Annotated in this window: 13 protein-coding genes; 4 read left to right on the forward strand and 9 right to left on the reverse strand. The window is 67.3% G+C overall.

The genetic code is table 11. The features are described 5' to 3' along the window. Positions 1-12: 12 nt before the first annotated feature. The 5 genes from feoB to MUN46_RS10090 all read right to left on the reverse strand — a co-directional run bounded on the left by feoB (position 13) and on the right by MUN46_RS10090 (position 6,422). Complete coding sequence (gene feoB / locus MUN46_RS10070) at positions 13-2,376, reverse strand: ferrous iron transport protein B (RefSeq protein WP_243376712.1); 2,364 nt, start codon at positions 2,374-2,376, stop codon at positions 13-15. Positions 2,377-2,528: 152 nt separating this feature from the next. After that, complete coding sequence (locus MUN46_RS10075; protein WP_243376711.1) at positions 2,529-3,626, reverse strand: amidohydrolase; 1,098 nt, start codon at positions 3,624-3,626, stop codon at positions 2,529-2,531. A gap of 76 nt (positions 3,627-3,702) precedes the next feature. Continuing rightward, a complete protein-coding gene (locus MUN46_RS10080) occupies positions 3,703-4,941 on the reverse strand; it encodes a purple acid phosphatase family protein (RefSeq protein ID WP_243376710.1) in 1,239 nt (412 codons plus the stop codon). Positions 4,942-5,067: 126 nt separating this feature from the next. Beyond that, complete coding sequence (locus tag MUN46_RS10085) at positions 5,068-5,715, reverse strand: MarC family NAAT transporter (RefSeq protein WP_243376709.1); 648 nt, start codon at positions 5,713-5,715, stop codon at positions 5,068-5,070. 104 nt (positions 5,716-5,819) lie between these two features. Then, complete coding sequence (locus MUN46_RS10090) at positions 5,820-6,422, reverse strand: DNA-3-methyladenine glycosylase I (protein ID WP_243376708.1); 603 nt, start codon at positions 6,420-6,422, stop codon at positions 5,820-5,822. Positions 6,423-6,616: 194 nt separating this feature from the next. Here MUN46_RS10090 and MUN46_RS10095 point away from each other — a divergent pair, with 194 nt between their 5' ends. From MUN46_RS10095 to MUN46_RS10105, 3 genes are all read left to right on the forward strand, one after another. Further along, positions 6,617-6,967, forward strand: a complete 351-nt coding sequence (locus tag MUN46_RS10095) for a hypothetical protein (protein WP_243376707.1) — start codon at positions 6,617-6,619, stop codon at positions 6,965-6,967. A 97-nt stretch (positions 6,968-7,064) separates the two neighbouring features. Then, positions 7,065-7,223: a hypothetical protein gene (locus MUN46_RS10100; RefSeq protein WP_243376706.1), complete on the forward strand. Its 159-nt coding sequence runs from the start codon at positions 7,065-7,067 to the stop codon at positions 7,221-7,223. Further along, positions 7,220-8,329, forward strand: coding sequence for an MBL fold metallo-hydrolase (locus tag MUN46_RS10105; protein ID WP_243376705.1), 1,110 nt, complete (start codon positions 7,220-7,222; stop codon positions 8,327-8,329). The genes MUN46_RS10100 and MUN46_RS10105 overlap by 4 nt, the downstream gene beginning before the upstream one ends. 27 nt (positions 8,330-8,356) lie before the next feature. Here the strand turns inward: MUN46_RS10105 and hydE are convergent, their stop codons facing one another. Next, positions 8,357-9,583: a [FeFe] hydrogenase H-cluster radical SAM maturase HydE gene (gene hydE, locus MUN46_RS10110; RefSeq protein WP_243376704.1), complete on the reverse strand. Its 1,227-nt coding sequence runs from the start codon at positions 9,581-9,583 to the stop codon at positions 8,357-8,359. Further along, positions 9,580-10,863 (reverse strand): [FeFe] hydrogenase H-cluster maturation GTPase HydF, encoded by a 1,284-nt coding sequence (gene hydF, locus MUN46_RS10115; RefSeq protein ID WP_243376703.1) that lies wholly within the window; start codon positions 10,861-10,863, stop codon positions 9,580-9,582. The genes hydE and hydF overlap by 4 nt, the downstream gene beginning before the upstream one ends. A gap of 357 nt (positions 10,864-11,220) precedes the next feature. Here hydF and MUN46_RS10120 point away from each other — a divergent pair, with 357 nt between their 5' ends. Continuing rightward, positions 11,221-11,913 (forward strand): DNA-3-methyladenine glycosylase family protein, encoded by a 693-nt coding sequence (locus tag MUN46_RS10120; protein WP_243376702.1) that lies wholly within the window; start codon positions 11,221-11,223, stop codon positions 11,911-11,913. 96 nt (positions 11,914-12,009) lie between these two features. Here MUN46_RS10120 and MUN46_RS10125 read toward each other — a convergent pair whose 3' ends face one another. Both MUN46_RS10125 and MUN46_RS10130 read right to left on the reverse strand, forming a co-directional pair. Further along, entirely contained in the window at positions 12,010-12,711 is a 702-nt protein-coding gene (locus tag MUN46_RS10125) for a cytochrome b/b6 domain-containing protein (RefSeq protein WP_243376701.1), read from the reverse strand. Beyond that, entirely contained in the window at positions 12,701-13,054 is a 354-nt protein-coding gene (locus MUN46_RS10130; protein ID WP_243376700.1) for an iron hydrogenase small subunit, read from the reverse strand. The genes MUN46_RS10125 and MUN46_RS10130 overlap by 11 nt, the downstream gene beginning before the upstream one ends. Between the last annotated feature and the right edge of the window lie 9 nt (positions 13,055-13,063).

The raw sequence follows: 13,063 nt of genomic DNA on the forward strand, positions 1-13,063 counted from the left end.
CTCCTTTTTTGTTCACGAGAGGCCCGCGAGCCGCCCGATGCCGTAAATCAGGAAGGCCGCCGCCCAGGCGACCGCGCACTGGAAAAAGACGAGCTCGACCGCGCTCCTGCCCCCCAGCTCGCGCTTTACCGAGGCGATCGCCGCGATGCAGGGCGTGTAAAGGAGGCAGAAGACGAGAAGCGAAAAGGCGGCGAGCGGCGTCAGGGACGCGCGAAGCGCCGGGACGCTCCCGTAAAGCACCGACAGGGTCGAGACCACGCTTTCCTTCGCGAGGAACCCCGAAATGAGGGACGTGGAGACGCGCCAGTCGCCGATCCCGAGCGGCGCGAAGATCGGAGCGATCGCGCCCGCCGCCGAGGCGAGGATGCTGTCCTCGGAGTTCTGCACCATGTTGAGCGTGAAGTCGAAGCTCTGCAGGAACCAGACTACGATCGTGCCCACGAAGATCACCGTGAAGGCCCTCTGCAGGAAGTCCTTCGCCTTGTCCCACATGAGCCGCAGCGTGTTCTGCAGGCCGGGGAGCCGGTAGTTGGGCAGTTCCATCACGAAAGGCACCGCCTCGCCCTCGGCCCGGAAGCGCTTCGAGGCGAGCGCGACGAGGATTCCGGTCATGATCCCGATCAGGTAGAGCGAGACCATCACAAGCCCCCCGTGCTTCGGGAAAAAGGCCGCGGTGAAGAAGGCGTAGATCGGCATCTTGGCCGAGCAGCTCATGAAGGGCGTGAGGAGGATCGTGAAGCGCCGGTCGCGCTCGGAAGGCAGCGTCCGGGTCGACATCACCGCGGGCACCGTGCAGCCAAAACCGATCAGCAGCGGCACGATGCTGCGGCCCGAAAGGCCGATTTTCCGCAGGAGCTTGTCCATCACGAAGGCGACCCGCGCCATGTAGCCGCTGTCTTCCAGCATGGACAGGAAGAAAAAGAGCACGACGATGATCGGGATGAAGCTCACGACGCTGCCCACGCCGTTCATGACCGCGTCGACCACGAGCGACTTCATCGCCTCGTTCACGCCCGAGGCCTCGAGCGCCTCGGAGGCCCGGTCGGTCAGCCATTCGATCCCCGCGGCGAGCTCGTCCTGCAGGAACGCCCCCACCACGCTGAAGGTGAGCCAGAAGACCACCGCCATGATTGCGACGAAGGCCGGGATCGCGGTGAAGCGCCCGGTGAGGATCCGGTCGATCCTCTGGCTTCTCTCGTGCTCGCGGCTGCGGCGCGGCTTCACCACCGTGCGGGCGCAGAGCCTGCGGATGAAGAGAAAGCGCATGTCGGCCATGGCCGCGGCACGGTCGAGCCCCCGCTCGGCCTCCATCTGCTGCACGATGTGCCCGATCATGTCCTTTTCGTTTGGCTCGAGCTTTAAGTCCCGCTCGACGATCGGGTCGCCCTCGATCAGCTTGCCCGCGGCGAAGCGCACCGGGATGCCCGCGGCCCTCGCGTGGTCCTCGACCAGGTGCATGATGCCGTGGATGCAGCGGTGCACGGCCCCGCCGTGGTCGTCGCGGCCGCAGAAGTCCGTGCGGCCCGGCAGCTCGTGGTAGCGCGCGATGTGCACCGCGTGCCGCACGAGCTCGTCGACGCCCTGGTTCTTCTTCGCGGAGATCGGCACCACCGGGATCTGCAGGATCGACTCCATCTCGTTGATGTGGATCGTGCCGCCGTTGCCCTCCATCTCGTCCATCATGTTGAGGGCGAGCACCACCGGGACCCCGAGCTCCATGAGCTGCATGGTGAGGTAGAGGTTGCGCTCGATGTTGGTCGCGTCGACGATGTTGATGATCGCCGAGGGCTTCTCGCGCAGGATGAACTCCCGGGAGATGATCTCCTCGCTCGTGTAGGGCGAGAGCGAATAAATGCCCGGCAGGTCCGTCACCTCGAGCTCGGGGTGCCCCTTGATGAAGCCGCTCTTCCTGTCGACCGTGACGCCGGGAAAGTTGCCGACGTGCTGGTTCGAGCCCGTGAGCTGGTTAAAGAGCGTGGTCTTGCCGCAGTTCTGGTTCCCCACGAGCGCGAAGGTGAGCTTTCCCTCGATGGGGCTCGCGTGCTCCTCCTCGTAGTTCTCCTGGAAGCTGCGCTCTTCGCCGAGCGCCGGGTGCGGCACAAGGCTCAGGTCCTCGTCGTCGGCGGCCTCCTGCGCGGCCCGCGGCTCGTCCCGGACCCCCTCGATGCCGATCTTCTCGGCGTCTGCCACCCGGAGCGTGAGCGAGTAGCCCTGCACGAGCAGCTCCATCGGGTCGCCCATCGGGGCGTACTTGACCAGAACCACCTCGACGCCCGGGATGAGGCCCATGTCGAGGAAGTGCTGCCGCAGCGCCCCCTCGCCCCCCACCGTCGTCACCGTCGCGGCCTTGCCGACAGGCAGTTCGCGTAAATTCATCGGCAGATCTCCTTGACGCCCCCGGGCCTGGGACTTTGCTTTGTTTTTAACCGGCCCGAAAAACTGCAGCTTCCCCTCCGCCTGCCGCGGCGGAGGGCCGCATTGTAGTCCCTTCGGGGCCGCGCGCGGGCGCGGCCTTCGGAAGGGCGCCCTCAGCCCAGGTGCCGCAGCACGAAGGCCGTCATCACGCGCGGCCCCATCGGCAGCAGCGTGTCGTCAAAGTGCATGTTCCGGTCGTGCAGCCCCGGGACGGCGCCCACGCCGATGCCGAGGTAGCCCGTCCGGATCGAGGGCTTGTGCGACTTGAAAAAGAAGAAGTCCTCGCTGCCGCCCCCGCAGTCGGGCGCAAGGGCCTCGGGCCCGAGCGCGCTGCGGATGCAGTCCTCGAGCTCGGCGTGAATCTCCGGGTCGTATTCGGCGGCCGGGCCGACGCTGCCCAGCTCCACCTCGGCCTTCGCCCCCACGGAGGAGGCCGCGCCCTGCACCGCTCTTTCGAATTTATCGAGCAGCTCCTTCATCACGGCGTTCTCGCGCGCCCGGATGTCGAACTGCATCGTGCACAGCGGCGGCACCACGTTCATCGGCCCCTCGACCCGGATGCGGCTCGGGACCACGGTCCAGTGGCTGTCGGGCGTGAGGTGGATCGCGTTCACGGCGAAGACCGCGGCGGCCGCGGCCTCGATCGCGTTCACCCCGAGCTGGGGGCGCGAGCCGTGGGCGATGCGGCCGAGAAACCGCACGACCGGGAAGGCGAAGGCGTTGTAGGTGACGCCCGCGCAGACCTTTCCGGGCGGCAGGTCCTGGATCGGGCGGATGTGGGCCCCGAGGGCGATGTCCACGTCGTCGACCACCCCCTCCCTGATCATCCGCAGCGCCCCGGTGAGCAGCTCCTCGGCGGGCTGGAAGAGGATCTTGAGCGTGCCGCGGCGGATCCTTCCCGCAAGCCTCGAGGCGGTCTCGAGCATCATCGCCATGTGCGCGTCGTGCCCGCAGGCGTGGACCGCGACGGTCCGGCCGTCCTCCGTGAAGGGCAGCGCGTCCATGTCGCTGCGAAGCAGCAGCACGGGCCCGGGCTCCCGGCCCCGGATCACAGCAAGCACCCCGTTCGTGTCCCCGATCCTCGAGGCCTCGATCCCCAGGGCGCGAAGCTTCGCGAGCACGAAATCGGCCGTCCGCGCGACGTCAAACCCGAGCTCGGCCATCGGATGCAGCTCCCGGCGAAGTTCGGTCGAATTGTAAATTTCAGGCATGAAGCACCTCCTTTTTTGCCCGCATTTCCCGCATCTCCCGCATTTCCCTTAAGGCCGGCCGCCTCGCCGCCCTCCTTCAGGCTTTCCGCAGCACGCTGCGGTCGATCAGGCTCCCGTCGGGCAGCCGGGAAGCGAGCTCGAGCGACGAAGCGTCCGCCCGGAGCACCAGATAATTGTCCGTCTCGGGCTGGGGCGCCACGAATTCGTCGAGCGGGCTGTCGATCCAGAAGTCGTTGTACCGGATGTTGCCCGCCACGCCGCTCACGACGTAAAGGGGGCCGGATGCGTCGCGCCGGAAGCCGCGGACATGGCCCCTGCGGCGGTAGGTGTGCAGGTGGGCGGTGACGACGAGATCCACCCCGGCCTCGTCAAAGAGCGGCATCAGCTCGCGCCCGGCCTCGGAAAAGGGGCCCCTCGGCTTTCTGCCCCGGATGCTGTTCGCAACGGCGCTGCGGTGCATGAGCACGACCTTCCAGGGCTGGGACGTCTTCGAGGCCTCCCGGAACCAGCGCTTCATTTCGGGCAGCAGCCCGGGCCTGAAGCTGTCGGACTCGGGCCACTCGGTGTTCACCACCAGAAAGCGCACGGGGCCCGAGTCGAAGGCGTAGTACCAGCGCTGCCAGTCCGCGCTCCCGTTCTCAGGCGGCGCGAAGGCCGCGAGGAAGTTCTCCGGCATCCCGATCCGGGCGTTCTGGTCGTAGGTGTCGTGGTTGCCCATCACGGGGGCGGCGGGCACGCGCTCGATCCCGCCCTTCACGGCCGCGAACCAGTCGTACCAGTGCTCAAGCCACGCGCCGCAGTCGACGAGGTCGCCCATGTGGGCCGTGAAGTCGGCCTGCGGCTCGCGCCTGAGGGCCTCCTGGTAGAGCTGCCTCCAGGTCTCGTAGCGGTCGGTCGACTGCGAGTCCGGAAAGAGAAGCGCCGTGGTGGCGCCGCGCCCGGCCGTGCGAAAGGGCGTCCAGTCCCCGAGGACCCCGGGGATGCGGTAGGCGTAGGAGCCCCCGGGCTGCAGGCCCTCGAGCCTCACCTCGTTCAGGTGAAAGAGCGTCTCGCCCGAGCGGTGTTCGGCCCGGACGGGCTCGAAGGTCCGAACCGACCCGTCCGGCCCCCGGAGCTCGAGCCCCGCGCTCTTTTTCCCCTCCCACATCACCGTGCGGGAGGCCGAATTGTCGGCCCCGACCACAAGCCTCACGCGGGGCCCGCCCGGGGCGGCCTGCTCTTCTTTCCTGCGGACCATATAGACGGCGGCGCCGGCTGCCGCGGCCGCGGCGGCCGTGCCGGCCCCGGCCAGCAGAGTGCGGCGGGACAGTGCCATGCGCGCTTCTCCTTTTCTTTTTCTCTTTGGAAACCGTGAGAAAAAAGGGCGCCCGGGCGCCCTTTTCTCACCGCTGCTTCTATTTTAGGCGACCGCGGGTGAGGCCCGGAGCCGCCGGGAGGGAATTCAGGAGCCCGCCATGAAGGTGCGGATCCCGGAGCCCACGAACTGCACGCCGATGCACACCAGCAGGAACCCCATGATCTTCGAGAGCACCTGCGTGCCCGAGGGCCCCAGCGCCCGCGCGCAGAAGTCCGAGGAGCGCATCACGATCCAGACGATGAGCGCGGTCACGGCGATCGCGGCGGTGATCACGGCAAAGGCCGCGGCCTTGCCCGGCCAGTCGGAGACTTCGGCGATCTGCGTGGAAAAGCCGATCACCACGGCGATCGTGCCCGGGCCCGAGATCCCAGGCATTGCAAGCGGAAAGAACGAGTAGTCGTCCTTCGTGCGGCTCACCGGAGGAGCCTTGTTGGGCGAGGCCCCGCCAAAGAGCATCTGCTGGCCGATCAGGGCGACCACGATGCCGCCCGCGATGCGCATCGCGCCGTAGGAGATCCCGAAGACGGTGAGCAGGAGGTTGCCGGCGATCAGGCTCACCACCATGATGAGGAAGGCGTAGATCGCGGCCCACTTCGCCTGCTCGACGCGCCTCTGCGCGGGCATCCCCTCGGTGAGGCTGATGAAAAGAGGAATCTTGGAGACCGGGTTCGTGATCACGATGAGCGAAATCAGCGCCCCGAAGAAAAACTGAAAATGCAGTGCCTGCGGCATGACTCTTGCCTCTGCGGTTTGCGAAGGCTCAAATCATCCTCTTTTTGCATAACAAAATCAAACAGTGAAATGTTGTTTTTAATACAAATTATTTTTGTATTAAATCACTTCCACGTGAGCTTCTCGCCCAAGGCGCGGACTTCCTCGCGCCGAAAGCACCCGAGGATGTGGTCGTTCACGAGGCCGGTGGCCTGCAGGTGGGAGTAGAGGATGGTGGTGCCGAGAAACCGGAAGCCCAGCTTTTTCATGTCGCGCGCGAGCCGGTCGGAGAGCGGGCTGTTGGGAGGAAGCTCCTTGTCCGAGGCGATCTCGTGCTGGAGGGGCCGCCCGTCCACGTAGTCCCAGATCCAGCGCGAAAAGGAGCCGTGCCGCGCGGCCACCTCGAGGAAGGCCCGGGCGTTTGTGACCGCGCTTTCAATCTTGAGGCGGTTGCGGATGATCCGGCGGTCGGCCATGAGCCGCCCGATGTCGGCCTCGGTGAAGGCGGCGACCCGCGCGGGGTCGAACCCGGCAAAGCACGCCCGGTAGCCCTCGCGGCGCTTGAGGATCGTGCTCCAGGACAGCCCCGCCTGGGCCGACTCGAGCACCAGAAACTCGAACTGCCCGCGGTCGTCGGTGCGCGGCACGCCCCATTCCTCGTCGTGGTAGCGGACCATGAGGTCCGACCCCCGGGCCCAGCCGCAGCGCGGCTTTTCAATCGGATCCATTTTTTTCCTCGGTCGCCTGAAGGTGAAAACAGCCTTCCGATCTTAGCCGAACCGGGCGGGGGCCGAGCGAAAAAGTCGGGACGCCGTCCGGCCGCGCGCCGGCTAAAATGTCTCCCGCTTTTGGAAGGCGGGCCGCCCCTCGCGGGCCTTCGCCCTCAGCGGCCCGCCCGCGCATGATTGAACAGGAGTTTGCCATGAAGCGTCGCTTTTTCCTCGCGGCCGCAGCCGCCGCTCCCCTCCTTCTCGCGGGATGCGTTCCCCCGCCGCCGCACGGCGGCCGCCCCGGCGAGCACGGCTCTGAGGTGCGCCCCCTGCCCGCCGACGGCCGGCGCACCGGCCCCGCGCCGCGCCCGGAAGAGCACGGGAAACAGGCTCCGGGAAGAGCCCCGAACACGCCTGACCGGAATCCGGGGAAGGCTCCGAACACGCCCGACCGGAACCAGGGCAGGGCGCCGGGCACGGCTGACCGCAGCCCGAACGGAAGCAGCCGCGACCCGAAGAAGGACGGCCGCGTTCCGCAGGACGACAGCCGCAGCCGTCCCTGAAGGTGAGCACATCTGAAGGCTCCTCCCCGGAAGGGAAAAATCAGATAATCGGTTCTGTGTCCTTCTTTTTTTCCTTCCCCGCCTTCAGCGCCACATCATGATGAAGTCAATCCTCCGGGTTTTAGCCGGGGCCTGCCTCGCCCTCACCCTCGCCGGCTGCAATGTCTTTGCGGTCAACGGGGCGGCGGGCGCCTCGGGCACCATCCACTTCCTCGCCCCGGCGGGCGGCGCGCCCGCCGCGGGGGCCTCCAGATGAAGCCGACAAGGCGCGCCCTGCTTTTAGGAAGCGCGGCAGCGGCCGCCGCGGCAGCGGCCGCAGGCGGCGCTTCGGTCTACCGGCGCGGCACGCCCGCGATAACCCCGGAGCGCCGGGCTCGGATCGAGGCCTCGCCCCACTACCAGGGCGGCGAGTTCCGCCCGGTCGTGCCCCACACGCCGCTGCGGGCGGGCCCGGACGTCTGGAAGAAGCTCCTTTTCCCGAAGCCCGGCTACGGGCAGCCGCTCAATCCGCTCCCCGCGGTGAAGACCGACCTGAAGAGCCTGCCGCGCGGCCGGGACCTCCTCGTCTGGTTCGGGCACTCGAGCTTTTACCTGCAGCTCTCCGGCCACCGCATCCTGATCGACCCGGTCTTCTCGCGCTACGCCTCGCCCGTGCCCTTCGTCTGCCGCGCCTTCCGGGGCACGGAGATCTACTCGGCCCGCGACCTCCCCGACGAGATCGACGTGCTCGCGCTCACGCACGACCACTGGGACCATCTCGACTACGAGCTCACCCGCGAGATCGAGCCGCGGGTGCGCCGCGTCGTGACGGGCCTGGGCTGCGGGGGCTACTACGAGGCCTGGGGCTATCCGCCCTCGAAGATCAGCGAGGAGGACTGGGACACGGAGGTGAAAATCGACCCGCAGCTTTCCGTCTGGGTGCTGCCGACGAGACACTTCTCGGGGCGGCTGCTCGAGAGGAACCAGACCCAGTACGTGAGCTTTGCCTTCACCACGCCGGAGCGCCGGGTCTTCGCAAGCGGCGACGGGGGCTACGACTCGAGGTTCTCCGATTTCGCGTGCCGCTTCGGGGGCTTTGACCTCGCGATCATTGAAAACGGGCAGTACAACCCCGGCTGGCACTCGGTGCACATGCTGCCCGAGGAGTCCGCGCGGGCGGCCGAGGAGGTGGGCGCAAAGGAAGTCGTGCCCTGCCACAACTCGAAGTACTGCCTCTCGCCCAGCCCCTGGAAGGAGCCGCTCGAGCGCTTTGAGGCAGAAAGCCGCGGCCGGCCCTACCGGCTTCTCACGCCGCGCATCGGCGAGGTCGTCGAAATCGGCGCGGGCCGCAGCTTCCCCGCCTGGTGGAAGAGCGCGCTCTAGAAGCGGGCTCCCCGCGCGGCCTCCCCCTCACTCTTTTTCAGCCTGCCAGGACTCGCAGGGCCCGATCTGCGACTCGCCGCAGATCGGGATCGTGCGGCCGCGCCGGGGGGCGGCGGCGCCGCCCGAGCCCGCGGCCTGGCCCGGGGCCGGGCGCTGCCCCGTGCGCTCGAAGAACGCGTTCGAGTCGCCCCAGGAGTCCCAGCCCACTTCGTCGCCCGCCCAGCGCACCCGCGCGGTGAGGCAGTTCGCGCACTGCGCGGAGGTGTCCTCCACGCAGGGCTTGCCGTCGTAGAGCTGGTAGCTGGGCCGGAACCGGGGCAGCGTCACAATCGGCATCAGCACGTTCGCCCCCGCGCGCAGCCCGAGCTCGCGCCCGTGGCGGTTGAGGCCCTGCAGCGCCGTGGTGGCGGCGATGTTCGCCTCCGGCATGAGAAGCCTCGCGGCCGCGATCATGTTGAGCCCGAGCTCGAAGCGCCGGGCGCGGTGAGCGTCGGTGTCGAGCCCCGCCTTGAGCACGGCCTGCCCCATCGGCGTGTCGTGCGCGACGATGTAGGGCCCCATGCCGATCATGTCGATTTTCATGTCCCGGAAGTAAAGGAGGTCGTCGGCGAGCATCTCCTCGCTCTGGCCCGGCAGCCCGATCATCACCCCGGTGCCCACCTGGTAGCCCGCGCGCCTCAAGGCAAGCAGGCACTCGTGCCGCACCTGCCAGAGGTGGCGGCCGTCGTCGGGGTGCATCGTCGCGTAGAAGGCGGGGCTGCTCTCCTCGATCCGAAGGAGATAGCGGTGGGCGCCGGAGGCGAACCACCGGCGGTAGGTCTCCTCGGTCTGCTCGCCCACGCAGAGCGTAATCCCCAGCCTGCCGCCCGTGACGCGCTTGATGCCGCGCACCGCCTCGTCCACGAAGTCGATGAACTTCGGGTCCGTGCGCTCGCCCGACTGCAGCACGACCGAGCCGTAGCGGTGCCCGCAGACCCACTTCGCCTGCTCGAGGATCTCCTCGAGCGTCGACTCAAAGCGCCGAACGCCGCGGCTGCCCTTCCGGATGCCGCAGTAGAGGCAGTTCTTCACGCAGATGTTGGAGAACTCGATGAGGCCGCGGTAGTAGTCGACGCGCCCGACGCGGCGCGCCTTCACCTCGTAGGCCGCCCGGTAAAGCGCCTCGCGCTCGGCCGGGTCCTGAAGCCCGATGAGGCGCGCGAGATCGGCGCGGCTGAAGCTCTCCTGCCCGAGGAGCTCTGTGAGCGGCTTCATCGGCGCTCCCCGCGCTCAAGCCTGCGCTGCCGCTCGGAGCGCCAGGCCTCGAGCGCCTCCGGGAAGGGCGAGAGCGTTCTCTCCAGCACGCCCTGCAGGTACGAGATCGCGACCCCGTAGTTCGTCATCGGCACGCCCTGGCTCTCGCACTCGCGCAGCCTCGCGAGCATGTGCCGGCGCGTCACCATGCAGCCCCCGCACTGGATCACGACCCGGTAGGGCTTGAGCTCCAGCGGGAAGTCCTTCGAGACGGCGATCGTGATGTCGAGCGGCCCGCCCGTCTTCTGCATGAGCCACTTCGGGATCTTCACGCGCCCGATGTCCTCGCCCTGCGGGTTGTGGCTGCAGGTCTCGCAGATGAGCACCTTGTCGCCGGGCCTGAGCTCGGGCAGCTCCGCGGCGCCCGCCGAGAGCTTCTCGAGGTCGCTCTTAGACCTCGCCATGAGGATGGAAAACGTGGTGAGCGGGATCTCGGGCGGCACCTGCTCGGCCACCTGCTTTACGGCCTGGGAGTCGGTGATCACCACGGCGGGCGGCACCTTCATTTCGGAAATCGCCTGCGCCACATGGTCCTCGCGGACCACGAGGCAGCCCCGCCCCTCGTCCATGAGCTCGCGAATCGCCTGCACCTGCGGCGGGATGAGGCGGCCCTTGGGGGCGCCGAAGTCGATCGGCACCACGAGGATCGCGGTCCGGCCCTCGGGGACGAGCCCCTCGGTGAGCGGCCGGTCGGGCTCCCAGCCCGCCTCGACCGTCTTCACGATCGCCGCGCGCAGCTCCTCAAGCCCCGTGCCCTTCAAGGCCGAGACGAGCACGATCGGGTAGCCGAACCCGTGCAGCGACTCGCGCAGCGCGGCCTCGGACGCCCCCCGGGAGCGGTCGGCCTTGTTGAGCACGATCACCGCAGGCGTGCCCTGGGCCTTGAGCTTCCAGAGGATCAGCCGGTCGGAGTCCAGGAGCTCGCCGCCCGCGTCGATCACGAGCAGCGCGAGATCCATCCAGGACAGCACCGACAGGGAGCGGGCGACGCGCTCGCGCCCGAGCTCGCCCACGTCGTCGAGGCCCGCCGTGTCGATGAAGACCACCGGGCCGATCGGGTGCAGCTCGCAGGCCTTCTCGACCGGGTCCGTGGTCGTGCCGGGAATGTCGGAGACAATTGAGAGGTTCTGGCCGGTGAGCCGGTTGATGAGAGAGGATTTGCCTGCGTTTCTGCGGCCGAAGATGCCGATGTGGATGCGCAGGGCCTTCTGGACTTCGAGTTTGATGGGAACGCTGTTCATCGCTGTTTTTGTTCGAAAGAAAATGGCGGCCCGCCCGAGGGAGGCGGAGCACGGGCCATTCATGAGGGAAACACCGGGCGTCCGGTTTTGCGGACGGGCGGTTTTCCCCGGCGGAAATTATAACTTTGTTCGTTTTGCATCTGCCGGCGAAAGCCCGCCCGGCCGCCTTCTCCGCAGAGACGGGGAGAGGCACAGGAAGCGCCGGAACGTCGTTTATCATCTGTTCCGGAAGAAGCTTCAAAACAGCGGCGGGTTTTCCGCTTCCGGCTCCGCCCGGGCGGAGCCTCCGCCGGGACGCGGGCGGCGGCCTGAGCCGGCTTCCGTGTTTCCTGGCATGCCCTTTTTCCGAGAACCAGGATGACCTGCTTTTTTTCTTACGGGCGCGATGCCATGGACTACCTGCGGGGCCGGGACCGGCAGCTCGGCGAGGTGATCGACCGGCTGGGGCACCTCAGCCGGCCGGCCGATCCCTGCCTTTTCGAATCGGTCGTCCGGCACATCATCGGCCAGCAGATTTCGATCCGGGCGGAGAAAACCGTCTGGGAGCGGCTGCGCGGCAGCATCAGGCCTTTTGACGCCGCCCATCTGGCCGCGGCGTCCCTCGCGGAGATCCAGTCCTGCGGAACCACCTTCCGCAAGGCGGGCTGTATCCTCGATTTCGCGAAACAGGTGGACAGCGGCAGCTTTGATCTCGGCGCGGTCGCGGCAATGACCGACCAGGAGGCGGTGGCCGCTCTCTCCTCGCTCAAGGGCATCGGCGTGTGGACTGCGGAGATGATTCTCCTTTTCAGCCTCCAGCGGCAGGACATCTTCAGCTTTTCCGACCTTGCGGTCCTGCGGGGGCTGCGCATGGTCTACCGCCACCGGAAAATATCCCGCGGGCAGTTTGAAAAATACCGGCGGCGCTATTCGCCTTACGGGAGCGTCGCGAGCCTCTACCTCTGGGCAGTCGCCTGCGGGGCGATTCCCGGGCTCACCGATCCGGCGACCCGCAGGCCCCCTGCCGCCGCAAAAATGGGCGGGATCCCTCCCGAAGCCTTTTCGCCCTAGGAGAGCCCATGGGCCTGCGTCTGCCTGGAAAAACGCGGCCGGCCGGGAAGTCCCGGCCGGCCGCGCTGCGTTCCAGTCCTTCGGAGAAAAGAAGGATCAGGACTGGTTCTTCGGATCCTTGATGTCGATCCTCACCACGTCGCGCTCAAACCAGAGCGGGGTGTGGTGCTGGGCGGCCTCGACCGAAATCGTGCCGGAGCCGAACCTCCACAGGCCCGTCACGTGAGACCAGGACAGGAGGGCGAGCGGAATGTGCGCGCACACGACGAGCACCGTGATGATCACGCCGCCCCAGACATGGAAGTAGAACATCGGCTTGAAGACGCCCTTGCCGATCAGGGGCGCGCAGACCCACAGCAGCCAGCCCGTGATGCACAGCGTGAAGATGAAGAAGAAGAAAAGGAGGTAGCTCATCTTCTGACCGCCGTTGTAGCGGCCCTGCGGGGGCACTTCCACGGGCCCGAACGGGATGTGGAAGAAGCGTCGGGGATAGCCGCCCAGGTTGCGGAACCAGAGAATCGAGTTCAGGTCCCACTCGAGCAGGTTCTTCATCGTAACCGCGAAGCGCTCGGGAGCCATGAGCAGGTAGCTGATAATGTTGATCGTGAAGATCAGGCCCACCACGATGTGGGCGAACATCAGGCCCGACTTGGTCTCGTCCGGGGCGTTGCTGAAGTAGACGATCGCGCCGGTGATGAGCAGGATGAACCAGGTGATCGCGTTCACGCCGTGGAAGATCTTGTCGGAGGCGTGGTAGCGGAGGATCCTCTCCTCGGTGGGGCAGACGTTAAGCTTCATGGCTCTTCTCCTCGAGGTCCAGGTTCGCGCGGGCCGAGTAGGTCGTGTGCACGAGGTCGTACATGAGGCCCTCGCAGGGCTTGCCGTTCATGTCCTCGTAGGCCTTCTTCACCGAGGGGTTCTGGTGCGAGGAGGCGAGGTTCATCTTCTGCAGCCGCAGGTCGTCCTTGTAGAGGCCGTCCTGGCGGGCGAGCAGGATCTTGTTGCGCCGGGCGATGAGGTCGCTGATCGCGAAGCCGGCGAGCGCCGCGCAGGCGACCACGAGCCCCACGACCTTGAAGAAGCCGCGGCGGCCGATCAGCATCGCGGCCGGCGCTTCCATCAGTGTGTAGCGGGTTTCCATTTAACTGTT

Origin of the sequence: Mesosutterella faecium, from assembly GCF_022809315.2 — a bacterium.
Taxonomy (GTDB): Bacteria; Pseudomonadota; Gammaproteobacteria; order Burkholderiales; family Burkholderiaceae_F; genus Mesosutterella; species Mesosutterella faecium.

What these genes read in the sequence shown, in the direction of transcription:
- feoB (WP_243376712.1), bottom strand. Translation starts at nt 2,376, where the DNA reads ATGAATTTACGCGAACTGCCTGTCGGCAAGGCCGCGACGGTGACGACG.
- MUN46_RS10075 (WP_243376711.1), bottom strand. Translation starts at nt 3,626, where the DNA reads ATGCCTGAAATTTACAATTCGACCGAACTTCGCCGGGAGCTGCATCCG.
- MUN46_RS10080 (WP_243376710.1), bottom strand. Translation starts at nt 4,941, where the DNA reads ATGGCACTGTCCCGCCGCACTCTGCTGGCCGGGGCCGGCACGGCCGCC.
- MUN46_RS10085 (WP_243376709.1), bottom strand. Translation starts at nt 5,715, where the DNA reads ATGCCGCAGGCACTGCATTTTCAGTTTTTCTTCGGGGCGCTGATTTCG.
- MUN46_RS10090 (WP_243376708.1), bottom strand. Translation starts at nt 6,422, where the DNA reads ATGGATCCGATTGAAAAGCCGCGCTGCGGCTGGGCCCGGGGGTCGGAC.
- MUN46_RS10095 (WP_243376707.1), top strand. Translation starts at nt 6,617, where the DNA reads ATGAAGCGTCGCTTTTTCCTCGCGGCCGCAGCCGCCGCTCCCCTCCTT.
- MUN46_RS10100 (WP_243376706.1), top strand. Translation starts at nt 7,065, where the DNA reads ATGATGAAGTCAATCCTCCGGGTTTTAGCCGGGGCCTGCCTCGCCCTC.
- MUN46_RS10105 (WP_243376705.1), top strand. Translation starts at nt 7,220, where the DNA reads ATGAAGCCGACAAGGCGCGCCCTGCTTTTAGGAAGCGCGGCAGCGGCC.
- hydE (WP_243376704.1), bottom strand. Translation starts at nt 9,583, where the DNA reads ATGAAGCCGCTCACAGAGCTCCTCGGGCAGGAGAGCTTCAGCCGCGCC.
- hydF (WP_243376703.1), bottom strand. Translation starts at nt 10,863, where the DNA reads ATGAACAGCGTTCCCATCAAACTCGAAGTCCAGAAGGCCCTGCGCATC.
- MUN46_RS10120 (WP_243376702.1), top strand. Translation starts at nt 11,221, where the DNA reads ATGACCTGCTTTTTTTCTTACGGGCGCGATGCCATGGACTACCTGCGG.
- MUN46_RS10125 (WP_243376701.1), bottom strand. Translation starts at nt 12,711, where the DNA reads ATGAAGCTTAACGTCTGCCCCACCGAGGAGAGGATCCTCCGCTACCAC.
- MUN46_RS10130 (WP_243376700.1), bottom strand. Translation starts at nt 13,054, where the DNA reads ATGGAAACCCGCTACACACTGATGGAAGCGCCGGCCGCGATGCTGATC.